This window comes from Egbenema bharatensis FJBBOT/2019, assembly GCF_048077055.1.
Lineage (GTDB): Bacteria > Cyanobacteriota > Cyanobacteriia > Elainellales > Elainellaceae > Egbenema > Egbenema bharatensis.
This window is the reverse complement of the sequence record NZ_CP182236.1, coordinates 4597375-4621116: the sequence shown is the minus strand read 5'-3', so window position 1 is coordinate 4621116 and position 23742 is coordinate 4597375. Positions and strand designations below refer to the sequence as shown.

Here is a 23742-nt window from a genome sequence, read left to right as displayed (position 1 = left end):
CAGCATGATGTATGACTAAACATAGCGCATGGCGAATTTCATTAGCTCACAAAATCGCTCCTGCTTTCATAGCGAATCCTGAAGTTGAAGCGTGTTTTGTATTTGGCTCAGCAGCATTAGGAATTTCAGACCAGTATTCTGATCTTGAATTAGGCTTCATCTGGTCACAATTGCCGTCCGTCGAAGAGTTACGAGCCACAGCGCAAAGGGTTGGTGTCAAAGGATGGGAGCTTGAGCCGTATGGAGAAGCAAAACAAGCATGGCTGGAGCAGTTCTACCTGTACGATATGAAAGTCGAAGCGGGTCATTGGGCGCGAAATACAATGGATAGCATCGTGACCGATGTTGTTGAGCATTACGATGTGTCGCAAAACGGGCTGTTGTTTGAGAAGCAAGCCTCAGCGTTTAATCTTCAACGGGCTATTGTTCTTTATGGCGAAGACCTCATCAAACATTGGCAAGATCGGCTTTATCCTTATCCTGAAGAACTCGCTGTTGCAATGGTTCAGAAGCATCTGAAATTTCGTCCGTTTGATGGGCAACACATTCTAACCAATCGCCTTGAAATCCCAATGCTGTATGAAAACAACTGCGCCATCACGCGATGGCTTCTTAATATTCTGTTCGCGCTAAATCGTGTTTATCACCCCGGTTTCAAATGGACCCGTTACTTTGTTGAAGAAATGAGCATTAAGCCGCCTGAGTTTTTTGCCCGGTTGGAGTGCGTTTTTCAATCTGATGCTGCAAGTGGAACCGCTGAGTTGCGACGACTCGTGGAGGAAACGTTCGATCTTGTAGATCAGTGCTTACCGCAAGTTGACCTCAAGCAGCAGCGTGCAAGGTTTAATCAGCTTTATCCGAGGTGGGAGTTGCCCGTCGATCGTTAACTTAAATGTCCATCAAAAACAGGCTAAAAATCCGGATGGAGCGGACTGTTGAGAGATTCTGGTAGTGTTGCAAAAGTTATTCGCAGCCGCTGACCCAAACCGTTATGCTGCTGACTTGTGGTGCTCAGACCCTTTGCCAACTTGATAGGAGAACATCAACGTGACTGATGAACAACATTCCCTGCTGAAAGTATCAGATATCAATTCAATGGATGCGTTTGAGTTTCATCATCCGCTTAACCCCAATTCAGAAATTTATTTACGATTCCTTGGGCGTGCTGTCGGTCTTAAACGCATCGGTGTAACGATCGCGCGTGTACCATCAGGCAAGGAATCTTTCATCTTCCACGCTCACCAGAACGAAGAAGAATGGGTTTACATTTTGTCGGGTCGAGGTATCGCGGAAATTGGAGATGTGGAGTACGAAGTCGAGCCAGGAGACTTCATGGGCTATGGGCTACCTCAACAACCTCATCATCTTCGTAATCCATTCGATGAAGACCTTGTATATCTGATGGGTGGAGAAGCAGGACGCTTAGATGTTGGCGTTTTTCCTCGGCTTGGTAAACGAGTGATTAGGGATGGTGAGTCAGCCTATATATTGGATGAGTCAGCGCTTCAACTTTTTTGGAGCAACAAGCAATCGACTGAGGATTGAGATCTGTCTAATGTCAATGGATGAATCAAGTGGATGAATCAGTGGATGAAAAAGAGTTCCGGACTTTAGAGGTAGTTCCTGCTGCACATCGTTTCAGGTCAAAAATGATAGGGTAGTTACTGTTTCAGCCTATGGCTCACCTCCAGGAGATCCCCATCATGGCAACTACGCCCCACTCCCTGTTTGACTCCCTTCAGTCCTTCCCGACCGGAAACGGCCAAACTGCCCATTACTATTCCCTGCCGCAATTGGAACGATCGGGGGTTGGGGCTATTTCGCGTTTGCCCGTGAGCATTCGGATTGTGCTGGAGTCGGTGTTGCGTCACTATGATGGTCAGCGGATTACCGAGGCAGATGTGCGGAATCTGGCCAACTGGCAGCCCAGGGCCGATCGCACCACAGAGATTCCTTTTGTCGTTGCCCGAATTTTGCTTCAAGATTTTACCGGAGTGCCCGTGCTGGTGGACTTGGCGGCAATGCGATCGGCGGCGGCACGGATGGGTCATGATCCAGAAGTGATTGAACCATTGGTTCCGGTGGATCTGGTGGTGGATCATTCGGTGCAGGTGGATTTTAGTGCCATGAGCAATGCCCTACAACTGAATATGCAGATCGAATTTCAGCGGAATGAAGCCCGCTATCGCTTCCTCAAGTGGGGCACGCAGGCCTTTAATGGATTTTCGATCGTCCCACCTGGCATTGGCATCGTCCATCAGGTGAACCTGGAATACTTGGCGCGAGGGGTGCTGGAGTCGGATGGCGTTTATTATCCTGATACCCTGGTGGGTACCGATTCCCATACCACCATGATTAACGGCCTGGGGATTGTGGGCTGGGGTGTGGGAGGGATTGAAGCAGAAGCGGGAATGTTGGGGCAACCGGTTTATTTCCTGATGCCGGATGTGGTTGGGGTTCACCTATCGGGCAGTTTACAGCCAGGAGTCACCGCTACCGATCTGGTGTTGCGGATTACAGAGATGCTACGGCAGGCCAAGGTCGTCGGTAAGTTTGTCGAATTTCATGGGGAGGGAGCCGCCAGTCTGACCATCCCCGATCGCGCCACGATTGGCAATATGTCGCCGGAATATGGGGCCACGATGGGCTTTTTCCCGGTGGATGAGGAAACCTGCCGCTATCTGCTGGCTACTGGACGCAGCCCTGAACTCGTTGATACCTTCCGCAATTATTTTCAGGCGCAGGAACTCTTCGGCATTCCGCGTCAGGGCGAAATTGAATATACCCAGTTATTGGAGCTAGATTTATCCACCGTTGAACCGAGTGTGGCGGGGCCGAAACGTCCTCAGGATCGGATTAACCTTTCAGATTTGAAGTCAAAATTTGCTGATTTGCTGAAGCGTCCAATCCAGGAAGATGGCTACAACAAAACGCCAGACCAACTCCAGCAGCAGGTGGCAGTGACGATCGGCGCAGCCCAGGATTCAGACTGTGTATCCGGTGGGGGAGAACAGGGAGACGATCGCCTGCCCGCTGGAGAAGCCCTGCAAAGCGATCGTAATACCGCTGTGTTAACCGAACTGGAAATGATCCAGAACCGTCCGACTCCAGACTGTGTGCCAGGGTCAGAACCATCACCCAGGGAAGTCACTCTGGGGCATGGCAACGTGGTGATCGCAGCCATTACCTCCTGTACCAATACCTCAAATCCATCGGTGATGCTGGCGGCCGGGCTGTTCGGCAAAAAAGCAGCCGAACGAGGCATGACCGTCCCCCCCTACGTTAAAACCTCCCTGGCTCCCGGATCTCGTGTGGTGACAGATTATCTGACCCAAACTGGACTTCAGCCCTACCTGGATGCGATCGGCTTTCAAACCGTGGGCTATGGCTGTACCACCTGTATCGGCAACAGTGGGCCCCTGGAACCCCATCTGGATGCAGCGATTACTGGAAATGATCTGGTCGTAGCCAGCGTCCTGAGCGGCAACCGCAACTTTGAAGCCCGAGTCCATCAGAGCGTCAAAGCGAATTTCTTGATGAGTCCGCCTCTGGTGATTGCCTTTGCCCTGGCAGGACGGGTCGATCTGGATCTGAGCCAGGAGCCAATTGGCAGCGATCGAGACGGCAATCCGGTTTATCTGCGCGATTTGTGGGCTGCTCCAGAGGAACTGCGGCAGCTCTTGCAAAATGCCTTTGATCCTGAAACTTACCATCGCTTGTATCGAGACTTCGCAGAGCAAAATCCACTATGGGCGGAGATTCCCAGCAGTACAGGGTTAGTCTACGAATGGGATGACAGTTCCACCTACATCCAGGAACCGCCCTACTTCGAGGACTTCTCCATGCAGCCCAGAGCGGCAGAGAATATTCAGGGAGCCAGACCCCTTGCCCTGTTCGGCAACTCTGTCACCACCGATCACATCAGCCCTGCTGGCGCAATTAAATCGGATTCCCCTGCTGGACTCTACCTGCAATCCAAAGGAGTCAAACCAACGGACTTCAACTCCTACGGCTCCCGTCGGGGCAACCATGAGGTGATGATGCGCGGAACGTTTGCCAATGTGCGGATTAAGAACTTGATGGTTCCCGGTACCGAGGGCGGCGTAACTATCCATCAGCCCAGTGGCGAGCAAATGTCGATCTACGATGCAGCCATGCGCTATCAGCAGGAGGGCATACCCCTGATCGTCCTCGCAGGACAGGAATACGGCACGGGCAGCAGTCGAGATTGGGCCGCCAAGGGAGCCTTACTGCTGGGGGTAAAAGCGGTGATCGCCCAAAGCTTTGAACGGATCCATCGATCGAACTTAGTCGGCATGGGGGTTCTACCCTGTCAGTTTCCATCTGACGTTTCGGTGGCTTCCCTACAATTGGATGGCACAGAGCAGTTTGATCTACAGGGACTGGATCAGGGACTCAAACCCAAGCAGGAAGTCAGTCTGGTGATTCATCGCACCAACGGCGAAACCCAAACCGTACCGCTGATTCTCCGGATTGATACGGCAACGGAGGTGGACTATTACCTGCATGGGGGAATTTTGCCCTATGTGTTGAGTCAGTTGATTCAGAAGGCATAGTGGGGAGTAGGGGCGCATCGCAATGCGCCCGTCCAGGGAGTAGGGAATAGGGGCGATCGCGTTCGCCCGTCCAGGAAGTAGACCGGGTACGTTATTTTGCCCCATCCCTCTAATGATGCGCTCCTATATTTCAAATATTGCAAAAGAAAAAACTCAGAGAAATTCTCTGAGCCTCTGGATCTGTAGGGTGTTTCAAATCTGTTTGTGCTGAACAAGACCGCAATCAAGAACCGCAATCAAGAATTTCAATCAGGAACCGCAATCGGTAATCGGATTATCGACTAACAGACTTGCCGCACTGCTCATCGATCGCCTTAGTGGCTGCGAGAATGCGCTGAATCAGTTCTGAGTTAGAGTGGGTTCCGAATAGTTGATGGGTTTGTTCTAGTAGAGGAAGAGGAAGGGGTGTAGGATCTGCCGAACGATCGGAGAAGAGATGCAGTTGTTGAGACATGACTGTCAAACCTGCCAGTACAAATAACAAATACAAATGTACTATATTCTCCTTGAAAGTCAAGCCCTTCTCTTTAAAACTTAAAGCGTCCGAACTTAAAGGGCCGATCGAGGTGAAGCGGGATCAACGGTACGTCTTGACAGAACCGGACGGACTCGTTTGGATGCGCCAACCACCTTACCCCGATCGATGGAATGGTCTGCCTCGGTTGGGTGAGGCAAATCCTGGGGATTGTTAGGAACGGAACGGTCTGCAAACAAATTAGCCAGCATCGGTACACTACCGAAGAGGGCAAACGTTCCCCCAATGGAGAAAACAAACAGGCTGGCAATCAGCAGTTTACTTTTAGCTTGAGAATGCATAGATGACCCTACCCCTACATCTATTCTTCGCTTAGTGTAGTGCCTTTGTTAACTTTTGTGTGCATTCCTTCAGGTAGAACTCCATCCTAAAGGAATGCGTTAGTCGATCGCTAGGGTGGGCGATGCAGCCCTGAAGCAAAATTAATACTCAGGCAAATCAAACACAATTTCGTAGGTTGCATCTGGATTCAAGCGTTTTAAAACGCGCAAGTGTTCTTCAGCGGAATTACGACGACGAAACCGTACCACAACGACTCGTTGCATCTTGGGCAAAAGGCGAATAATGCACCAGGGATGTAACCGATTATGGTAGGTCAGGGTGGCAGGATCATTGATTGGCGTAGAGTCCGGAGGACGGACAGCGGATTGGGCAGTCGAATCGAACGTTGAGGGCGACAGGTTAGCTGGTATCATGAAATACTCCTAAGTTAGGAAAAATCAGATTGGGAAAGATGGATGCATTGAGCTTTGATGCATTGAGCTTTGATGCACAAATCGGTAGCCCTATTTCGTAAAGGGCAGAGAAAAGCCACTATAGAGCGGTTGTCTCGACTGCCAGCCCATAACTGATGTCAGGGGCTACCAGGCGGTGTTTTTTTAAATCCTTTGATCCTCGCCAACTCTCCTTAACCAGGGAGCCAAGCCGTTCAACACCCTGCTTTTTAAGCTACGGTGTACACACAAGTCATCTGCTCTAGCCACGACTGGGTTTGATCCTCCCTAACCCTCCTTAAAAAGGAGGGAACCGGATTAGAAGTCCCCCTTTTTAAGGGGGATTTAGGGGGATCTACTCAGGGTTTGAGCCTCTCAGCCAAGATCTGTGTACACGGTAGGCTTTTAAAGGGGGATTGAGGGGGATCAAAGTCAGCTATGCCATAGCCAGAGAGTTTTAAACCACTCCCTAGACCAATTCATCCAGACGCATCAGTATAGATGCATTCTAGAAATTCAATCCAGATGCACTGAGTCTAAACGCATCAGTTTGACAACTTCCTGCGGTTGTTTCGGATCGCTTTTAGTTAATATTGAAGGCTTGAATCTGGCGACTCGTTGGTAGCAAGTTTGGGAACCCACAGATTACACGGGATCACTCCAAGGTATCTCCATACCATTGGGTAAGTCCCTACTAATACAACAAACAGAGCTGAGGCGCGATCGTCCGGAATACTAAGCAAGAAGTCTGAATTTTAAGTCAATTTACAGCCTTAAAAACACGATGCCTGCGCGATGGATAGCTAATTTGCATGGGGAGATGTTGATCGCATGGCAAATGCTACCCATGTTGGCTCTGTAGAGCGTATTAAACTGAGACTTGAATCTTTCTTCCCCGATATCCTCTGTGTTCTTCAACCTTCGCAGAAAATACAAACGGATTCGTTTTGAAATCACGATCGGCATTGCGGCTCTAGGCATTGTTTGGTTGGTAGGAACGCTGGGATATCGCCTGATTGAAGGCTACTCCTGGGTGGATGCAGCCTACATGACCATGATTACCCTCTCAACGGTAGGCTTTACCGAAGTGGAACCGTTGAGTCCAAACGGGCGCATCTTTACCATCGCTCTGATTGTGATGGGGATTGCCAGCTTTGGTTACATTATTAATCGACTCACGGAAATTGTGGTTCAAGGCTATCTTCAAGAAAGAGTTCGTTTGAGGCGGCATCGCTTGATCAGTAAGCTATCAGAACATTACATTATCTGCGGTTTTGGACGGATGGGCCGACAGATTGCCCTGGAATTTGCGACGGAAAATGTCTCTTTTCTGGTGGTGGAATTTCAACAGGATATGGCAGAAGAGAGTGAGCGGATGGGCTATCTCACGCTGCAAGGCGATGCCACTCTGGATGAAACGTTGATGGTGGCTGGAGTGACCCGTGCTATCTGTCTGGTTTCAGCTTTGCCTTCTGATGCAGAAAATCTTTATACGGTGCTTTCTGCTAAAACCCTGAACCCAAAAATTCGAGCGATCGCCCGGGCCAACACGGAAGAGGCTCTGAAAAAACTCCAGCGTGGTGGAGCCGATGCCGTGATTTCACCCTACATTACTGGCGGACGACGCATGGCGGCCGCAGCCCTCCGCCCCCAGGTGATGGATTTTGTCGATGGCATCATGGCGGGAACCGATCGATCGCTCTATATGGAAGAATTTCTGATTGATCCAGAAAGCTGTCCCTACATTGGGCAGACGCTCCATGAAACAGACATTCGAGCACAGTCTGGAGCCTTAGTACTGGCGATCCGTCGGGCTGATGGCACATTAATTGGTGGCCCCACTGCTGGGGCCACGCTTCAAGAGGGGGATGTCTTAATTTGTATGGGGACGGCAGAGCAACTGCGAGAGTTGAACCAGATTTTGAGCCCATTGAATCCTAAATCTTTGCGTTTGCCCAGACAGGGAAAGCCAGGTCAGTAGTCGGCAGGACAAAAAACTGATAAAAAATTAATGGGTGTAGCTGAGTGCAAAATTCTTTGATAGCCTTATCACACACAATAGTCGTTAGCTGAATGGGTTCACCGTTGTTTCAAAATCGGCGTTCAAGGCATCGGAGCGATCGTCGGCTCCAGGCTGCAAGCAATTTTCTTAAATTTTCTCCGTCCCTCCTACGACTTCGCCTGCTGCCCACCTGGGTCTTTTTATCTCTGGCTGCCAACGGCTTTTTGTTAGCCATTGTCCTGGCTTTGGGATTGAGGCAATTTAGCCCTACGCCCGCTTCCCTGGCCGCATCCTCCACACCCCAGCAGGATGAATTTTCTTTAACAGAAGTTGATCCAATGCCTGCACCCGATTCAGAGCTGGGACAACGTCATCAATTGACCTATGAAGAATGGCAGGAATTGCTGGCGCAAGAGGCTAGCGTGGTGGCAGAACAGCGACCCGAACGGCTGGCGATTCTGGCGGGAGATTCCATTAGTCTCTGGTTTCCTGAAGAATATTTACCCAGCGATCGCACCTGGTTAAATCAGGGAATTTCGGGTGAAACCTCTGTGGGGTTGCTGAGGCGGCTGGACTTGTTTGATCAGACGCTCCCCGACACCATTTTTGTCATGATTGGCATTAATGATTTGATTCGGGGCACGAATGAGTTGACGGTGTTGGAGAACCAACGACAGATCGTGAACTATCTAAAAGACGTTCATCCCCAGGCGCAGATTGTGCTTCAGTCTATCCTGCCCCATGCCGCAGAACAGGCTACCTGGGAAGGACGCGATCGACTTCTGACCTTACCCAATTCTGAGATTCGAGCCATGAATCGCCAGATAGAGCAAATGGCTAACGAGGAAGGCGTGTATTTTCTAGATCTCTATTCCCTGTTTGCGGACGATGAAGGAGATTTACGAATGGAACTCAGCACCGACGGCTTACACCTGAATCAGCAAGGGTTTTACGTTTGGTCGATCGCTCTGAAGGTGTATGAACAGCAGGTTTTGGAGACAGCACAGTGGTGAGGGGTCAAAAAATCTTTGTAGCGCAGGCAGCTTGCCTGCCTGTGAAAAAATTTTAGGATACGCAGCGAATATTAGGGATCTGCAATCAAATAGCATCCCAATTTTTGAAACAATCGGCTGTAAGGGCGCATAGCAGCGCGCCCCTAACGGGTATGTTATTTTGCCGCATACCCCTTACAACGCGAAAATAATTTTTTGCTGAGAATAATAATCATGAAAAAAGCAGGTTTCTCGCTGCGGGTTAAAAGCCTGGAGAAAACCTGCTGTCACAAAATAATGGTTGGCGGATTTAAGGAAACCGCAATGATGAGCGGACTTAACAGAACCGCTTTTTCTTAATAAATTCTGCGATCGCTTTTTTGTTATTCTTTTGTTTTGCTGCACTGGTTGGCAAACCGGACGTTACATCTGCAGATGTTTGTGACATCGCTGCTGGCATCGCTTCGCGGGAAGCGCGGATTTGCTCTTCTGACATATCAGCAGATTGGTTGAGTGCCATCCACCGATCGCGGATCAAGTTTTTGATTAACTCATCCGTCGTTGTTTTTTCCCGTGCCAGAATATCGGACAAAAATTTTTCCGTCTCTTGATCAAGCCCCTTTGTCAACATCAGATCTTAAACCCTAATCAGATCAGCATAGGTTACCATCCTAGCCATTAAAGGTTCCCATTGCTTCCAACTTTTTGGATAATTTTTAGATTCTGGAGACAGACTTTACAAAGACGACATAAAGCCAGGTTCGCACAAAAGTAATATTTCTGAGACAATATCTGAAACCTCAGGAACATTTCCGTATAAACCCTGAGTCAATCAGTACCAGTACCAGTACCAGTACCCGTTCAGTCGTGTGTGTGCCCTCTGAGTGTATTGGATAGCCGATTCGCTGACCGATTCGACGATCGGTGCAAAAGCAGAGTTCCATAGGACTGATATGAGTCGTTCTGACAATGTTTTATCCGGTGCAAGGGCGCTCAATTTATCCTCCGGTCGGGTGGTAGCCCGCGATCGGGTGGGAGGAGATGCTCCGAGAGACTTTTTCCAGTTTCAACTGGGGCAGCGTAGCCAACTGACCCTTTCAGCCAGAAGTCAGCGATCGAATGCCCGCGTTGTGCTACTGGATGCGGTCGGTCGAGTGCTGCGGCGATTACCCCGTCCCCAAAAAGGATCGGCAAGCATTCAGCAAACTCTGGATCCTGGAACGTACCATATTCGAGTCGTGCCCCAACAGCGCAGCCGTGACACAAAGTATCGGTTGGTGTTGACGGCAAATCCCCTTGCTCAACCCGTCGTATCCTCCCCCAGTCGCCCTCCTGCCACGGCTTCATCCTCTGGGGTGGATAAGTCTAGATTCAATATTCGCTTTGACTACCGCTTCGATACGAATGGCTGGTTTACCCCGCAGCGTCGGGCCGCATTGGAGGTGGCGGCTCGGATTTGGGAGAATATTATTCTGGATGATTTTCCAGAAGTTCCCGCTGGAACGCGCACCTACGGCGTGTTCAATCCTCAAACCGGACAATGGATTCGGGAAGGGATGGTGAACAATACGGTGATTGATGATCTGGTTATTTTCGTCGGAGCCAGGGATCTGGGGTTTAGCGGCTCTGGTTTCAATCGCAGCCCGATCCTGGCCCAGGCGGCTCCCGCCGGAAACCGTGAAGCTCGAATTACCGGCAATCAATTCCGTCCCTGGATGGGGTCGATCGCCTTTGATCTGGACAGTGGCGGTTCTCCGACCCGCTGGTTTTTTGACCCTACCCCGGAGACTGCGAATGATATTCCCACCAATCAAATCGACTTCATTTCCACTGCTGTTCACGAAATTGGTCACGTTCTGGGGTTTGGCACAAGCCAGGCCTTCGATCGTCTAACGGCCCCCATTGATCCAGCCCGCAGTTCCGAACGGGGCTTTTGGGGAATTAATGCCAGAGCGGTGAATGGCGGCAACCCCATTCCCTTAAGCGGTGGTCATGTGCAGGAAGGCTACGAGTTCGGTGGATCGGGAGAATCCATGATGGATGTCAAGATCGCGGCTGGGGTGCGAACCTTACCCAATCGGCTGGATGTCGCCATTTTGAATGATATTGGCTATACGGTTAACTATGCGGCTGCGGTTCAGAATCCTTCCGCTCGTACCAGTCAACGTGCCAGCAACCAGCCCCAAAGCTCGGCATTCAACCGTCTGGCAGACTCATCGGGATTGGGCTATCGGTGTGGTTGTGCAGGATGTTTGATGGGCGTAGCGTGATCAGGCGCATCCTATTCAGGCAAAGGGATTGATGTCCGACAGGATGTTTTCCGTAGCGCAGGCATCTTGCCTGCCAGTAAGAGATTTGTCGTGCAAAGGCAAAATTGTGATCCACCCGCTCGATCGCAATTTGATACTAAGTTAATTGGCAGAAGTTGCAAATCCTGGCAGGGACGCACTGCTGTGCGCCCTTACAAAGACCCATCTGCTCCACAAACAATTGAAATCGGTATGAGTTGATCGCAATTTGGGATCAAAAAGAGAGCCTGAAACTGGATAGAATCAAGCTCTCTAAGAAATGCAAATTCAATAATCTGAAAGTCTTGTGGGGTGGGCATCTTGCCCGCCCAGTCAAAGCAGCAGAACGGTGAACAGGTGATTTAATCCCCATTGACTCCCCAATTCTGAGACTAAGGAATTGCATGGATCAATTGCAGCCAATTCCTCAAACGCTGGTCAGCGTCCGTTGCTTCTGTTTTTTGCGCTGCTTGATCAGCATGAAGCCCAATACCAGCCAAATCGCCAACAGCACCGATGTCAGGATCAGCATTCCCACGACCCCCAGATTGACGATGAGCACTGGTGCAGCGGCTGTAAACAAACCACCCCCAACGATCGGTTCAAAAAAGAGTTGCTTGTAGGCAAAACTCTCAAACGCCCCCGACTGACCATCTGGATCAACCATCCGCAGGAGCAGAATCCCAGTTGCCGTAACGCCCATCGACTGCCCTAAGTCGCCAATGCCCCGTTCAAACCAATGATCGGGGAAAATTCGGGGTGCAAGCCAGAGGAACATCAAAACATTCCACAGGATACCGACCACGCTGAGAATGATGAACGTTGGCAGGTTGCTACCAATCACCTGAAGCGAGATGGATGCCAGGGCCGTCACCACCACCACGTCCAGAGCCAGTCCAGCAATGTTTTGCATCAAAGGACGAATGATTAACGGATGCAATCCCAATCGCTCCATGACCAGTTGCACGATGATGCCACCAATCAACGCCATTGGGAACAGAGGCACATAGGTCATCACCTCAAACCCCGTTTGTCCCCAGGTCAGGGCTTCGAGTAACCTCAACCCTTCCAGAATTAACCAACCGATCGCAACGGCTAAACCCACAATCCCAAAGTTGATAGAGAGGGGGTCAATCAGCAGGTTTCGCATTAATCTGGCTCTACGCCGCTCAAATTCTGGAGGATGGGGTTCGCTGAGTTCAGGAATATCGCCAGGGTCTTCCACCGTTGTGGCCACGGTCTGAACATGACCTTTGCGCCTGCCCCAGTTAGCCAGGGCCGTTCCACAAATAATCCCAGAAACAATTCCCACCGTCGCCAGACCCAGGGCCAGATCGCCCCATCTTCAAACCCCAACTCGCTCAAAGTGCCCGCCATACCGCCAGCAGTACCGTGTCCCCCTTCAAAGGCAATTTCAATCAGAGCCGCTGAAATCGGGTTGGCATCGAATAAAGGGATCAAAATCAGCAGTGTGACCAAGGCTCCAATCACATATTGTCCCCACGCCAGGGTTTGCCCAAAGACCACCTGAGGCGCGGCACTCCGCCAAATCTGACGCGGTGGGGGAATAGTTTCACCCAAAAACAAAGCAGCAAAGACAATGTTGATGAAAATACCGGGAGACTGAGACCAGACGGTGCGGATCGTTTCAGGAAATAATCCATCAGCAAAGGTCGCCTCGGTTCCGCCAATGGCAGTGGCAATGGCCCCTAAGACCTGCGGTGCCAGGATTAGAGCCAAAACCCCTGCAATGACTGATTCAGGCAGATACAATCGTTGCAGCCAATGCACCTTTTGTTTGATGTATCTGCCTACCAACACCAGAATGGCGATGTTGATAAATGCAAAGAAAACATCTCTTAGCGTAAACACGGTTTACCTCAAATTGTTAAACAACGAAGCAGAAAATGGTCAGCAGTAGAGTACTAACCTATCGTTCCTGTCCTATCCTTTCTGTGTATTACGACTCTGTCGATCGACAATTTATTCAGATGAATCTACAGAACTACGATCGAAGCTAAAAAAATTGCGATTTCAACTAGTTGCTAATTTGACCCGCCCAGAAAAGAGTTGTTCGATATTGCTCTGAGAATAGGTTCAAAAAGCTAGATGACCGTCGTTCAACTGATTCTGGTATTGTCTCAGATTCTACAGGTTTGATTTTATACTGTCTTAATTCTTTGCCTATTAATAATGTTTTGTTACAAATTTTTGAAGCGAAATAATCCTTGCATTTCCGCCGCTTCGTTGTGAAATGTTGGTAATAATGTTGGTAAGGGCGATTGATGATGGGGAGATGGGGAGATGGGGAGATGGTGATCAACGATGGCCGTATCCCATTGATGCCAATGAATTGATTTCCGTAGCGCAAGCATCTTGCCCGCCAGCGAGAATTGGTTATGTCAATGCAAAATGAAAACGCCCGATGGGAGGAGCATTTCATTTATGCAAATTATCTATGCAAATTATCTGTGCAAATTGATCGATTTCTTCAGATTCAGCCCGATTAGATTCAGCCCGATTGGATTCAGCCCGATCGAATGCAGGCTGCTCAATGGATGACTCCGGCACAACCCTAAGGTGAGGTAAGCGGCGATCGGGAAAGATACTCAACAATACAGCACCATCCAACAGCAAAATGCCAGCCAGTCCCCAAAGCGGATGATAGCCTTTGGCTTTAGCAAGGGAATAACAGCCCATCATCCAGAAGCCAACGCACAGGGCAAATAGGGGGAGAATCACCGAAGAACTGGGAGCCAGAATCCCCAGCCCGAACAGCAGCATCAACAGCAATGCCGAGCCAATGTTCACGAGAAAAGCAAACCCCAAACGCACATAGGACTGTTGCGCGTATTTAGGATGCAGATTCGTGCCTCTGCGGTACGAGAGGGCAAACCAGGCGACGATCGCCATACTCAAAAGGGCGGCACTACCCACCACGCGAAGCATCAATGGATCATCCATGCCTGGCAACCCTTTCAACGGAGCCATCACCTGCCATAAACTGCCCACTGCCACCAGAATTGTAATTGCCGTCAAGACCTTCAGTAGTGCCATGAGCCGTCGTTGGCTGGGCACAGGTTCCGTTAGGGGAAAGGACAACCGGAGTCGTTGACCCTGGGTGACGGTTTCAATCCCGTGGGCAGGCATTGAGCGATCGCGTTTTACCCCTCCCCCTTCTCCCAGCAACTCTGATAAGGGGGCATCGGCAAACCGCTGGCCGGAACGGGAAACTGCTACAGAAGGATCTGAAAGGTCTGACGCAAAATCCAGGAGTGTCTCTGTATCAGAATTCAATTTTGAGTAAATCTGCTTGAGCGATTGAGCCGAGCCACTCACCCGCAGGGGAGGAATGCCCGCATCAGATTCCTCAATTTCGTCATCATAGGGTTGATCAAGCCGAATATCCTGGCTCCAAACCGGAGTTGTCTGCCCAATCCGCATGCCATAAACCCGGACGATTTTTAGCTCGGGAATATTGAGCCGTGAAATCCCACCATACACAAACCGCACCATATCCTTCTGCCGGGGCACCGGGTTGCCTTCCAACGTCACCCACAGGCACCCTTCCTGGAAATTGGCCCGCGCAGTAATTCCCCTGATTTTGAGGGAATAGTTCATCAAGGTGGCGATCGATCGCGCATTTCCCTGGCGGGCTAACTTCAGGGCACTACGACGACTGGATAGATGGTTGGAGCGGACGGGCACGTCCCAAAGGGCAAAGGGATACATCGGCATCAATGCAATAGAGAGGGATTTGAATCTGCCGATCTAGAATACAGCGATCGCCGCGATCGATCGACCCCCTTCATGATTCTCTATGCCTATGGGCAGACGATCGTTCCGCCAATGATCCCACAGAGCAATTCAACCTAGAACCTGTCCAACAACGCTGTCAGGGGATTTAGCTGCCAAAAACTCCAGGGAGTTTTCCGATAGACACTTATAGACACTTAGGGACGCAAATTAAATAACTCCGATTTTTTCTGTACGAACGCACAGCAGTGCGCCCCTTCTGGAGATTAAATTTTCGATTTTATTTAATCCGCGTTCCTTAAAGCAATCCAACGAAATGCAATGGCCCATGGCCACTGATAAGTTCGAGGATCAGCGCAATAAAGCCCAGCATAGCCAGGCGACCATTCCACACTTCCGCCGCTGTGGTCATGCCCCATTCCCAGCGTTCCTGGGGATACATCTTGACGGTTTTCCGCATCTGGGGAACTTCGTCCAGCTTCATGCTGGGGGCATTCATGGCAGAAACCACCAGGTCCGCCAGGTCGTTAATAAACACCGGATGGGTGTTGAGGGCCGGCACTCGCTGAAAGTGATGAATCCCTGACTCTTCTGCCAACTCCCGGTACTCGATATCAATTTCCTGGAGGGTTTCAATGTGCTCTGAGACAAAGCTGAGCGGAACCACCAGCAAATTTTCCACCCCTTGCTCTGCCAGCTCAGGAATCGCTTCTTCGGTATAGGGCTTCAGCCACTCCACGGGCCCAACCCGGCTCTGATAGGCCAGGGTGTGGGGATTAGGGCGGTTGAGGGTTTGCATGATCAGGGCAGTGCATTCCTCAATTTCCTGCTGATAGGGATCGCCAGCTTCCTCAACGTAGCTCAGGGGAACGCCGTGGGCACTGAAGAAAATATGAACCTGATCGGGGTTCGGAAACTGATCTAGCTCCTGGGCAATCAGTTGGGCCATGGCTTGCAGATAACCCGATCGCCGATACCAGGAGGGAATCACCGTATACTCAACCCGATCGAGGGATGGATCTTCCTGCCAGAGCTTCTCCAATAACCGAAAACTGGAACCGCTGGTGCTGATAGAGAACTGGGGATAGAGAGGAAGAATCACAAGTTGCTCTACCCGATCGCGCTTGATTCGGGCGATCGCCTCTTCGGTAAAGGGATGCCAGTAGCGCATACCGATATATACCTGAGCATCCTGACCGCGTTCTTGAAGCGAGCTTTGCAACGCCTGGGCCTGCTCCTCGGTGATCCGCCGGAGCGGAGAGCCACCGCCAATCATCTTGTAATTTTCTTGAGACTTACTGGCACGGCTGGTAGAAATCATCCACGCCAGGGGTTTCTGGAGCCAGGAAAAGGGCAGGCGAATAATCTCTGGGTCAGAGAAGAGATTAAACAAAAATGGGCGAACGTCATCTAGCTGATCCGGCCCCCCTAAATTAAGCAACAGAACGCCAACTCGACCCATAGTTCCCACAGTTTCCTTATCCTTAATCTTTGTTACTGATTTTAACAATACTCCTGGCTGAAACTGATCAATTCTTAAAACTTCTTGGTAGAAATTCGCAAAAGCAATTAAGATTGACCCCGCAGTACAGTCCTGCCACCGGATTTGAGCGTGGATTTGACCGCTCGATCGATGCACGCATTATCTAGATTAATAAACGACTGTGACCGGATCTGCAAGCCTTCCAAGGACTATCTTCAAAGGATTATGTTGAATCGATCGTCGCACCAATCGTCTCCCGATCAGGTATCCACCCATACATCCGCCGCTCAATCATCTATGAAAGGTACAACGGCTAAGGGATCTGCAATAAAATGGCAGCCAATCTGGGAAGAAATCTGCTGTAAGGTCGCCCAGTAGGATGCCCCCTACCAGGTAGGTTATCCAGGTACGTTATTTTTCCGCATGCCCCTAAAGATATGACGGCAAAAGAGATAGCAGCGATCGATCAGAAGTTGGCCCAGGTGAATCAACGGCTAAAAATTGCCCAGATGGGGCTTCAGGTGGAGCGACGCGGCAACACCTTGAACCTGCGAGGCACCTTACCTCCCCGTCCAGGCAGCCATCGCCTCCGTCCGCACCAACAGCGCATCAGTCTCAATTTACCCGCTACGACGGCTGGACTAAAGCAGGCAGAGCAGGAAGCCAAAATCATTGCAGCACAATTAATTCAAAATAGCTTTGACTGGCGGCAATATCTCCCAGTGGCGGGAGGACGACTGAGCCAGATGGACTTACACGAAAAACTCCAGGCGTTTGAGGGGCATTTCTTTAGCCAGATGGCTCAATCCAGTAGCCCAGCCTCCGCAAAGACGACCTGGGAGAAAGCCTATCAACCCTACCTGAGGAAACTGGAGAGCATCGCCCAGTCTTCGGCCCAGCTCCATTTGTCAGAACTGATTTACGCCACAATTCAATCCACCCGCGCCAATTCCCGCAGCCGTCAGGTGTGCTGTACCGCACTGGGGGCACTGGCTGAGTTTTTGAATCTGGAACTGCCGATCGCCCTCAAGACCTTATCTGGAACCTACAGCCCCAGCCGTACTCAGGTTCGTCACCTCCCCTCAGAGGAGCAAATCCTGGAGGTGTACCAGCAAATTCCCAATCCTGCCTGGCGATTTGTCTATGGCATCATGGCAACCTATGGGCTGAGAAACCATGAAGTGTTTTTTTGTGATTACGGAGCATTAAGTCGAGGCGAACCAGAGGCGATCGTGGAAGTTCTGGAAACGACCAAGACCGGGAACCACGAGGTTTGGCCATTCCCGCCCGAATGGGTCGATCGGTTCCAATTGAGAGAAATCAATTTACCCACTATTAATACTGACCTCGATCGCACCACACTTCAACGCATTGGCCAACTCGTAAGCTGCCAGTTTCGCCGCTATCAAATTCCCTTTTCGCCCTACGATCTACGCCACGCCTGGGCAGTCCGCACCATCCACTACGGACTACCGGATACCGTTTCTGCTCGCATGATGGGACACTCTGTTGCCATTCATACCCGCACCTATCACCGCTGGTTAACTCGCCGCGATCAGCAGCAGGCAGTGAGGACGGCACTTCGGCAGAATGGAGTGAGGAGTGAGGAGTGAGGAGTGAGGAGTGAGGAGTGAGGAGTGAGGAGTAGGGGCGATTCGGGAATCGCCCGTATCTAGTAGGCAGTGCTACAAAAGGTGATTGAACACAATGGCGACCATCTTACGAGATTGGAGTTATCGGTATCAGTGGTTGTATGACGGTGTGAGTCGGTTAGCCGCCCTGACTGTAGGAGGAGAAGCTCGGTTTCGGCAGCTTGCCCTGGACGGAATACCGATCGCCCCGGAGACAAAGGTGCTGGATCTGTGCTGTGGCAGTGGGCAAACGACGCAGGTTTTAGTGAAACGATCGCAGGCGGTGACGGGGTTGGATGCTTCCCCGCGATCGCTTCAACGGGCGAAACAAAATGTGCCGGAGGCGACCTATGTGGAAGGATGGGCGGAAGCCATGCCCTTTACCGAACCGCAATTTGATCTGGTGCATACCAGCGTTGCCCTCCACGAAATGAAGCCGGATCAGCTTCGGCAAATTTTGCAGGAGGTTTATCGAGTCCTGAAGCCGGGGGGTAGCTTCATTTGCATTGATTTTCACCAACCCACCAATCCGATTTTGATTCCGGGACTCTACCTTTTTCTAGTGCTGTTTGAAACGGAAACCGCCTGGCAACTGCTCAAAACCGATCTGGTGAATCTACTTCAGGAAATCGGTTTTCAGGAGATTCAACGCACCCTCCACGCAGGTGGTAGTCTACAGGTGATCCACGCCCAGAAAGAGTAAACGAGATGGAGACCACGGCTGAATATACTTGCGCCTACTGCGGAGAACCGAATCTGACCTTTATTGACCTCAGTGCGGGAGGGCAGCAGTCCTATGTAGAGGACTGTCAGGTTTGCTGTCGTCCCAATATTCTCTATATCCGTGTAGATGAAGAAACGCTGGAGATTGAGATTGATACGGAGTATGAGGGGTAAGTTACTGTAATCTAGAATTTAAAATCCAAAATCAAAACAGGGTAAGAGGGATCGTGCTGGTACTCGTGATTTTTCTAATTTTGTTGGTTCCAGCAACCTGGTGTACCGATTTTCTGATATTTACGATTCACTTGCTTGATCTTCCCCATTTTCCGCTCTGGTTTAATGTGACGATCGCCCTTGGCTTGTTGTCCTGGTTCCTGGGAGATTGAGCAATGGATAGCGATCGGGAACAGTCCTACTTCTCTAGCAGCTTTTGCAGCTAACCCAACAGACAGGCAATGGAAAATAGGAGATATTCCAGGAAAAATAGCTTCCAGATAAATTGGTAAAACTGGGCGATCGACGGCTTACTGTCCAGATTGACCTTGAAACTGAGCCGCCACAGAATCAGTAATGCCGCTCCGTGCGTTATCACCAAAAACGGTGTATTGATCCCCGGAATCAGCGCACCCGCTAAAATCATGCCCAGATAGCAGGCAGTGAGCACCCAACGGGCCAGGTTAAAGACGGCTTTTGGCCCCAGCCGGACTGTAAAGGTTGAAATTTGATACCGCCGATCGCCCTCCAGGTCGGGAATATCTTTGAAAATGGCGATGGCGAACGTAAACACAATAATAAACACCGTCAACGCCCACACACTGGGTAAGATTCCTCCTCCTGCTTCCCCCGTTGCCAATGTTTCCCGGAAGTGAAAAAACAAGCCCAAATTAACGATCGCCCCTCGCACCGAGAAAATACACAACGATGCCCATACGGGAAACCGCTTCAGACGCACGGGTGGCAGGGAATAGGCGGTGCCAATCAGTAAGCTAATCCAAACCGTTGCCATTAATGCCTGACTTTGCAAGGCAGACAGTGCCAGAGCCAAACCACCCATGATCCCAACAATTGACCAGCCCTGTAATCGAGAAAATTCGCCAGAGGCCAACGGCAAGTGGGGTTTATTGATGCGATCGATTTCCACATCTTCCAATTGATTCAACCCGACGATGTAAACATTGCCGCAAAGACAGGCGATCAACGGTGGCAAAATGGCAGGTGCATTCAAAAACAGGTCTGCCCAACTCCCCCTGCCGGATGCGAGGGGACTGACTCCAGTCCAGGTGATCAGGTATAGTGCCAGCACACTCAGGCTTGTTCCAATGATTGTGTGGGGGCGGGAAAACTTCCATAAGGCATAAAGCCATGCCAGAGGACGCTGCGTGAATTTGATGGGTTGCGATCGAGACGGCAAAATCGGCGGTTTTTGCGGAGAAAGTTGGCTCATGGATGATCTGACAAGTCGTTCGGCATGATCTTATCGTGCAGTAGAAACCTCCCCTGTTGATCCTTTGATAGAAAAATAATGGAAGATTACTCCAACTGGTATTGTGAAGGTATGGATTATGTCGGGTGGGGGCTGCGATGACGTAGGCCCAGCCACCAGATCATGCCACTTCAACCACCCACGAGGACATGAACTACGTTATTGCTGTCTTAGCCGATCGCATTCAAGCTGAAGCCGCCTATTCTGCCCTGGAGCAAGAGAACTTGCCGATGGAACAGGTCAGTATCCTGGGGAAGGGCTACAAAAGTGCCGATGAGTATGACTTTATTGATCCCAGTAAGCAGGCTCGCAAGCAGGCTCGGATCATGTCATTTTGGTTGATTCCGTTTGGCTTTGTTGGGGGGGTTGCTTTTAATCTATCAACCCAGTATCAACTGGTGCCTGCCGCAGGAGCTTTGGGTAATCAGCTCATCGGTGGACTGTTGGGAGCAGTCGCAGGTGCCATGGGCAGTTTCTTTGTGGGGGGTGGAGTCGGGCTAGGTTTTGGCAGCAATGACACCCTGCCTTACCGCAATCGTTTGAAGGAAGGCAAATACATTCTTGTCGTTAACGGTATGCCCAACATTACCAACAAGGCAACCCGCATTCTTAAAGGACTTAAACCAGAAAGCCTGCAAGGCTACGTTGATCCCACCAACCTTTAGAAATAGCTATCTTGATTTCCTATGTCTCTTCCTAAATCCCTTGAAGAAGCAATTGTCCAGGCTCAAGCAGCAACCCAGGCGGCGATCGCTGATGGATATGCTCGTCTGCAAGTCGAACTGGTCTTTCCCGAACTGAAGGTTCTACCCGTCGCCCAGCAATTTCTGCCCCCGTTTGAGTCCTTAGAGCATAAACTGCGGGTGTACTTTCCCGATGCAGGGGCAGCGGCACTGGCTCGGCGGGATTGGGGCGAAAAACCCTACGCCATTCGCGGCATTAGTGACCTGAAGGCAGAGATTCAGCCGGATGAAGAATTGATTCTCTTTGTGGAACCCTCTTCAGTGGAAGTGCAGGCGGTAGAGCAGCTGTGCCAGGAAGCAGTCGATCGAACGGTGGTGTTGCTGAATCCCCGGATGGAAGATGTTGCGACGATCGGGATTGGCTATGCAGGGCGGCAGTTGCGCGAGCGATTTTTGAATACGTTTGAGTCCTGTTACTATGTGCGTCCCCTGGAGGGAGCAGTTTTGTTTCGCGCCTATCCCTCTCCCTGGCAGGTTTGGCTGGAAAAATCGGAGGATTACGAACTGATTGCTGAAGAACCCCAGAAACCCGTGGGTGAAGTGCTCGATCGGATTCTGTTTGGCTCCAGCAGTGACGATGCTTCTGAGGCTACCCCCCCTCCCCGTCGAGGGATGCTATCTTCACTTCAGCAATTCCTCAGAGCCTTGAGCCAGTGAGGGTTTAAGCAGGTTTTAAATGAGGTCTTAAACCAGCCGTGAGCCAGAAGGTGAATGGTGAGCAGGGCAGCTTACGTAAATAAACTGCAAAGTCTGTGTAAAATAAATAACAATAGAGACAATTGGAGCAGCCAAAGTTGTGCTTCCGTAGCATCAGTGGGCACAATAGAGACAGGCGAGAGTAGAGTAAGCCATTGAAGGGCTTCGGCTAAATAGCCAAATTGTCCAGGAATCGTGAATCTGATCATCTGTACGGGTTGGATTGCTGCCTAACGTCCAATGCCTTTTGGGAGCTTGGGTTAATAGCATCTAACCGGGCAGAAATCGGTATCCGTTCCAGCGTTGGGATAGCTCGTCATCTCAAGTCGTGTTGTAGTCCCGTTGAACCAACGTCACGTTAGAAGTGATCGTTCACCCTGTGTTCAGTCATAACGAGAGGATTTGGAGTGGTCAGTCGTCGAATTTTTATTGGGGATGTGCATGGTCATTACGACGGCTTGATGCGGTTGCTAGAGGTGATTGCGTTAGATGCGGATGATCAACTGTACTTTGTAGGGGATTTAATCGATCGCGGTCCCAAAAGTGCCAGCGTGATTCGATTTGTCCGCGAGAATCAGTATCCCTGCGTTCTGGGAAATCACGAGCAGCTTTTACTAGAATCCTTTCCCCGTAACCGTGTGGCTCAGTATGCGCTACAAGCCTGGCTGCAAAGCGGTGGACAAACCACAGTGGCGAGCTTTGACACCCCTGAATTGTTAATGGAAAATCTAGACTGGCTGCGATCGCTGCCAACGCATCTCGATCTGGGGGATATTTGGTTAGTCCATGCAGGGCTGCATCCTAAACTGCCGATTCATGCCCAAACGGCTCAGGAATACTGCTGGATTCGGGAAGAATTCCATAGTAGCCCTAAGCCCTATTTCTCCGATAAGTTGATTATTACTGGCCACACGATTACCTTTACCCTACCCGGTGTTTCTCCCGGAGAATTAGCGAGAGGGCACGGCTGGCTGGACATTGATACAGGTGCCTACCATCCTAAAAGCGGCTGGCTCACCGGATTTGACTATACTAATCAACAGGTTTATCAGTTCAATGTGTTTCAGAAGAAAACGCGGGTATTGTCCCTCAGCCAGGTGGCAAAGACTGTAGAACCGGCGCAAATACAGCTGTTCCCTCGTCGGCGGCAGCTCCTGCAAATGTAGAAGCGTTGAGGGGGAGGGAGGCTGCGATTGAGTAACGCACCCATATGGGGTTAAAGCAGTTAAAGGGTTAAAGGAAACGCACGTTGGGTTAACCATGTCTTTTGCCTGAGCTGCCTCCTCGATTAAAAATAACGCAGGCAAGCTATAAAAATAACGCAGGCAAGATGCCTGCGCTACAGAAGAAGGGGTATACGCTATTGCAGAATCATCGAGTACTCGATCGCCTCACGATCTGCAGCCTTACGATCCAAGGTTCAGCTTAACGACTTTGTGCTTTTCCTCTTCCATCTTGGGAAGCGTCAGCCGCAGAATTCCATCTTTGTACTCTGCTTGCACGTTTTGGTTATCAATGCGGGATGGCAATGGAATGATACGTTGGAAGCGACCATAGCGGAATTCGCTTCTGGTTACGCCTTGCTCATCCGTGCGGGTTTCCGATCGCCGCTCACCGCTAATCGATACCGATTCAGAAGTAACCTGCACATCTAAATCCTTTGCTTCCATTCCAGGGATTTCCAGCTTCAGGTGAACTGCATCTCCTGTTTCTTCCATTTCTGCCGCCGGAACAAAGGTCAATCCGTTGGTTTTACGAACGTTTGGCGACAGGACATCATCAAACAGTCGGTTAAATTCACGACGGAGCGAATCCATTTCAGTGAACGGTTCCCAACGAACAAGTGCCATAGGTTTCTTTCCTCCTATTCTCCTTTCCAGTAGTTGATCTAAATCGACAGCGTTATACGAAAGAGATAGTTTGAAGAGATAAATCTGAAGAGTTTATGCGTTATCTCTCAACTAACTTTAGAATATCGTACTGAACTAAAAGAGGATGTACGGTTTCGCCGATCGTACCTGGTGGGAAGACCGATCATACGGAGAAAGATAACCAAGCCCACAGATGAATTACGGATCACAAATTTGTCTGTAAAGAGGTTGAAACATTGTTAAAAGGAG

The 23742-nt window shown here is 50.3% G+C and carries 22 protein-coding genes and 1 pseudogene; 14 read left to right on the top strand and 9 right to left on the bottom strand.

Features of this window, described 5'->3' with window-relative positions; all coding sequences use genetic code 11:
• Nucleotides 1–11 precede the first annotated feature (11 nt).
• From ACM1PF_RS21360 to ACM1PF_RS21350, 3 genes are all read left to right on the top strand, one after another.
• Nucleotides 12–887 carry a DUF4037 domain-containing protein gene (locus ACM1PF_RS21360; protein ID WP_416666664.1) on the top strand — a complete coding sequence of 292 codons (876 nt, stop codon included), beginning with the start codon at nucleotides 12–14 and terminating at the stop codon, nucleotides 885–887.
• Between the two features lie 160 nt (nucleotides 888–1047).
• The gene (locus ACM1PF_RS21355; RefSeq protein WP_416666662.1) at nucleotides 1048–1545 is read left to right on the top strand and encodes a cupin domain-containing protein; all 498 of its coding nucleotides are present in this window, start codon (nucleotides 1048–1050) and stop codon (nucleotides 1543–1545) included.
• Between the two features lie 158 nt (nucleotides 1546–1703).
• The gene (locus tag ACM1PF_RS21350; RefSeq protein WP_416666660.1) at nucleotides 1704–4577 is read left to right on the top strand and encodes an aconitate hydratase; all 2874 of its coding nucleotides are present in this window, start codon (nucleotides 1704–1706) and stop codon (nucleotides 4575–4577) included.
• Between the two features lie 274 nt (nucleotides 4578–4851).
• On the opposite strand, the gene ACM1PF_RS21345 is transcribed toward ACM1PF_RS21350, so the two are convergent.
• From ACM1PF_RS21345 to ACM1PF_RS21335, 3 genes are all read right to left on the bottom strand, one after another.
• The gene (locus ACM1PF_RS21345; RefSeq protein WP_416666658.1) at nucleotides 4852–5031 is read right to left on the bottom strand and encodes a hypothetical protein; all 180 of its coding nucleotides are present in this window, start codon (nucleotides 5029–5031) and stop codon (nucleotides 4852–4854) included.
• Between the two features lie 95 nt (nucleotides 5032–5126).
• Nucleotides 5127–5393, bottom strand: coding sequence for a hypothetical protein (locus ACM1PF_RS21340; protein WP_416666656.1), 267 nt, complete (start codon nucleotides 5391–5393; stop codon nucleotides 5127–5129).
• A gap of 141 nt (nucleotides 5394–5534) precedes the next feature.
• Entirely contained in the window at nucleotides 5535–5807 is a 273-nt protein-coding gene (locus tag ACM1PF_RS21335) for a hypothetical protein (RefSeq protein ID WP_416666654.1), read from the bottom strand.
• Between the two features lie 925 nt (nucleotides 5808–6732).
• Between ACM1PF_RS21335 and ACM1PF_RS21330 the strand changes: the two genes are divergently transcribed.
• Together ACM1PF_RS21330 and ACM1PF_RS21325 are read left to right on the top strand one after the other, a co-directional pair.
• Complete coding sequence (locus ACM1PF_RS21330) at nucleotides 6733–7806, top strand: potassium channel family protein (RefSeq protein ID WP_416666653.1); 1074 nt, start codon at nucleotides 6733–6735, stop codon at nucleotides 7804–7806.
• Between the two features lie 92 nt (nucleotides 7807–7898).
• Nucleotides 7899–8840, top strand: coding sequence for a GDSL-type esterase/lipase family protein (locus tag ACM1PF_RS21325; RefSeq protein ID WP_416666651.1), 942 nt, complete (start codon nucleotides 7899–7901; stop codon nucleotides 8838–8840).
• A gap of 316 nt (nucleotides 8841–9156) precedes the next feature.
• Here ACM1PF_RS21325 and ACM1PF_RS21320 read toward each other — a convergent pair whose 3' ends face one another.
• Complete coding sequence (locus tag ACM1PF_RS21320) at nucleotides 9157–9450, bottom strand: hypothetical protein (protein ID WP_416666649.1); 294 nt, start codon at nucleotides 9448–9450, stop codon at nucleotides 9157–9159.
• 322 nt (nucleotides 9451–9772) lie between these two features.
• Between ACM1PF_RS21320 and ACM1PF_RS21315 the strand changes: the two genes are divergently transcribed.
• Nucleotides 9773–11089 (top strand): hypothetical protein, encoded by a 1317-nt coding sequence (locus ACM1PF_RS21315; RefSeq protein WP_416666647.1) that lies wholly within the window; start codon nucleotides 9773–9775, stop codon nucleotides 11087–11089.
• 445 nt (nucleotides 11090–11534) lie between these two features.
• Here ACM1PF_RS21315 and ACM1PF_RS21310 read toward each other — a convergent pair.
• Nucleotides 11535–12979: pseudogene (locus ACM1PF_RS21310) on the bottom strand (sodium/glutamate symporter).
• 567 nt (nucleotides 12980–13546) lie between these two features.
• On the bottom strand, nucleotides 13547–14815 hold the full coding sequence (locus ACM1PF_RS21305) for a hypothetical protein (protein ID WP_416666645.1): 1269 nt from the start codon (nucleotides 14813–14815) through the stop codon (nucleotides 13547–13549).
• Between ACM1PF_RS21305 and ACM1PF_RS21300 the strand changes: the two genes are divergently transcribed.
• Nucleotides 14795–14983: a hypothetical protein gene (locus ACM1PF_RS21300; RefSeq protein ID WP_416666644.1), complete on the top strand. Its 189-nt coding sequence runs from the start codon at nucleotides 14795–14797 to the stop codon at nucleotides 14981–14983. The two genes, ACM1PF_RS21305 and ACM1PF_RS21300, sit on opposite strands and share 21 nt — an antisense overlap.
• Before the next feature lie 178 nt (nucleotides 14984–15161).
• On the opposite strand, the gene hemH is transcribed toward ACM1PF_RS21300, so the two are convergent.
• On the bottom strand, nucleotides 15162–16325 hold the full coding sequence (gene hemH / locus ACM1PF_RS21295) for a ferrochelatase (protein WP_416676746.1): 1164 nt from the start codon (nucleotides 16323–16325) through the stop codon (nucleotides 15162–15164).
• Nucleotides 16326–16783: 458 nt separating this feature from the next.
• Here hemH and ACM1PF_RS21290 point away from each other — a divergent pair, with 458 nt between their 5' ends.
• From ACM1PF_RS21290 to ACM1PF_RS21275, 4 genes are all read left to right on the top strand, one after another.
• Nucleotides 16784–17959 (top strand): site-specific integrase, encoded by a 1176-nt coding sequence (locus tag ACM1PF_RS21290; RefSeq protein ID WP_416666642.1) that lies wholly within the window; start codon nucleotides 16784–16786, stop codon nucleotides 17957–17959.
• 94 nt (nucleotides 17960–18053) lie between these two features.
• The gene (locus tag ACM1PF_RS21285) at nucleotides 18054–18680 is read left to right on the top strand and encodes a class I SAM-dependent methyltransferase (protein WP_416666640.1); all 627 of its coding nucleotides are present in this window, start codon (nucleotides 18054–18056) and stop codon (nucleotides 18678–18680) included.
• 5 nt (nucleotides 18681–18685) lie between these two features.
• Nucleotides 18686–18874, top strand: a complete 189-nt coding sequence (locus ACM1PF_RS21280) for a CPXCG motif-containing cysteine-rich protein (RefSeq protein WP_416666639.1) — start codon at nucleotides 18686–18688, stop codon at nucleotides 18872–18874.
• A gap of 53 nt (nucleotides 18875–18927) precedes the next feature.
• Entirely contained in the window at nucleotides 18928–19086 is a 159-nt protein-coding gene (locus tag ACM1PF_RS21275) for a hypothetical protein (RefSeq protein ID WP_416666637.1), read from the top strand.
• A gap of 50 nt (nucleotides 19087–19136) precedes the next feature.
• Here the strand turns inward: ACM1PF_RS21275 and ACM1PF_RS21270 are convergent, their stop codons facing one another.
• Complete coding sequence (locus ACM1PF_RS21270; protein ID WP_416666635.1) at nucleotides 19137–20144, bottom strand: homogentisate phytyltransferase; 1008 nt, start codon at nucleotides 20142–20144, stop codon at nucleotides 19137–19139.
• 188 nt (nucleotides 20145–20332) lie between these two features.
• On the opposite strand from ACM1PF_RS21270, the gene ACM1PF_RS21265 reads away from it, so the two are divergent.
• From ACM1PF_RS21265 to ACM1PF_RS21255, 3 genes are all read left to right on the top strand, one after another.
• The gene (locus ACM1PF_RS21265) at nucleotides 20333–20848 is read left to right on the top strand and encodes a hypothetical protein (RefSeq protein WP_416666633.1); all 516 of its coding nucleotides are present in this window, start codon (nucleotides 20333–20335) and stop codon (nucleotides 20846–20848) included.
• 21 nt (nucleotides 20849–20869) lie between these two features.
• On the top strand, nucleotides 20870–21583 hold the full coding sequence (locus ACM1PF_RS21260) for a DUF1995 family protein (RefSeq protein ID WP_416666632.1): 714 nt from the start codon (nucleotides 20870–20872) through the stop codon (nucleotides 21581–21583).
• 446 nt (nucleotides 21584–22029) lie between these two features.
• The gene (locus ACM1PF_RS21255; protein WP_416666630.1) at nucleotides 22030–22788 is read left to right on the top strand and encodes a metallophosphoesterase; all 759 of its coding nucleotides are present in this window, start codon (nucleotides 22030–22032) and stop codon (nucleotides 22786–22788) included.
• Nucleotides 22789–23028: 240 nt separating this feature from the next.
• On the opposite strand, the gene ACM1PF_RS21250 is transcribed toward ACM1PF_RS21255, so the two are convergent.
• The gene (locus ACM1PF_RS21250) at nucleotides 23029–23472 is read right to left on the bottom strand and encodes an Hsp20/alpha crystallin family protein (protein WP_416666629.1); all 444 of its coding nucleotides are present in this window, start codon (nucleotides 23470–23472) and stop codon (nucleotides 23029–23031) included.
• Nucleotides 23473–23742 lie beyond the last annotated feature (270 nt).

Excerpts from the sequence above, each read along its gene's own strand:
- ACM1PF_RS21350 (WP_416666660.1), top strand. The coding sequence starts at position 1,704 with ATGGCAACTACGCCCCACTCCCTGTTTGACTCCCTTCAGTCCTTCCCG.
- ACM1PF_RS21270 (WP_416666635.1), bottom strand. The coding sequence starts at position 20,144 with ATGAGCCAACTTTCTCCGCAAAAACCGCCGATTTTGCCGTCTCGATCG.
- hemH (WP_416676746.1), bottom strand. The coding sequence starts at position 16,325 with ATGGGTCGAGTTGGCGTTCTGTTGCTTAATTTAGGGGGGCCGGATCAG.
- ACM1PF_RS21290 (WP_416666642.1), top strand. The coding sequence starts at position 16,784 with ATGACGGCAAAAGAGATAGCAGCGATCGATCAGAAGTTGGCCCAGGTG.
- ACM1PF_RS21320 (WP_416666649.1), bottom strand. The coding sequence starts at position 9,450 with ATGTTGACAAAGGGGCTTGATCAAGAGACGGAAAAATTTTTGTCCGAT.
- ACM1PF_RS21315 (WP_416666647.1), top strand. The coding sequence starts at position 9,773 with ATGAGTCGTTCTGACAATGTTTTATCCGGTGCAAGGGCGCTCAATTTA.
- ACM1PF_RS21250 (WP_416666629.1), bottom strand. The coding sequence starts at position 23,472 with ATGGCACTTGTTCGTTGGGAACCGTTCACTGAAATGGATTCGCTCCGT.
- ACM1PF_RS21340 (WP_416666656.1), bottom strand. The coding sequence starts at position 5,393 with ATGCATTCTCAAGCTAAAAGTAAACTGCTGATTGCCAGCCTGTTTGTT.
- ACM1PF_RS21285 (WP_416666640.1), top strand. The coding sequence starts at position 18,054 with ATGGCGACCATCTTACGAGATTGGAGTTATCGGTATCAGTGGTTGTAT.
- ACM1PF_RS21265 (WP_416666633.1), top strand. The coding sequence starts at position 20,333 with ATGAACTACGTTATTGCTGTCTTAGCCGATCGCATTCAAGCTGAAGCC.
- ACM1PF_RS21360 (WP_416666664.1), top strand. The coding sequence starts at position 12 with ATGACTAAACATAGCGCATGGCGAATTTCATTAGCTCACAAAATCGCT.
- ACM1PF_RS21325 (WP_416666651.1), top strand. The coding sequence starts at position 7,899 with ATGGGTTCACCGTTGTTTCAAAATCGGCGTTCAAGGCATCGGAGCGAT.
- ACM1PF_RS21280 (WP_416666639.1), top strand. The coding sequence starts at position 18,686 with ATGGAGACCACGGCTGAATATACTTGCGCCTACTGCGGAGAACCGAAT.
- ACM1PF_RS21345 (WP_416666658.1), bottom strand. The coding sequence starts at position 5,031 with ATGTCTCAACAACTGCATCTCTTCTCCGATCGTTCGGCAGATCCTACA.
- ACM1PF_RS21260 (WP_416666632.1), top strand. The coding sequence starts at position 20,870 with ATGTCTCTTCCTAAATCCCTTGAAGAAGCAATTGTCCAGGCTCAAGCA.
- ACM1PF_RS21335 (WP_416666654.1), bottom strand. The coding sequence starts at position 5,807 with ATGATACCAGCTAACCTGTCGCCCTCAACGTTCGATTCGACTGCCCAA.
- ACM1PF_RS21300 (WP_416666644.1), top strand. The coding sequence starts at position 14,795 with ATGGTTGGAGCGGACGGGCACGTCCCAAAGGGCAAAGGGATACATCGG.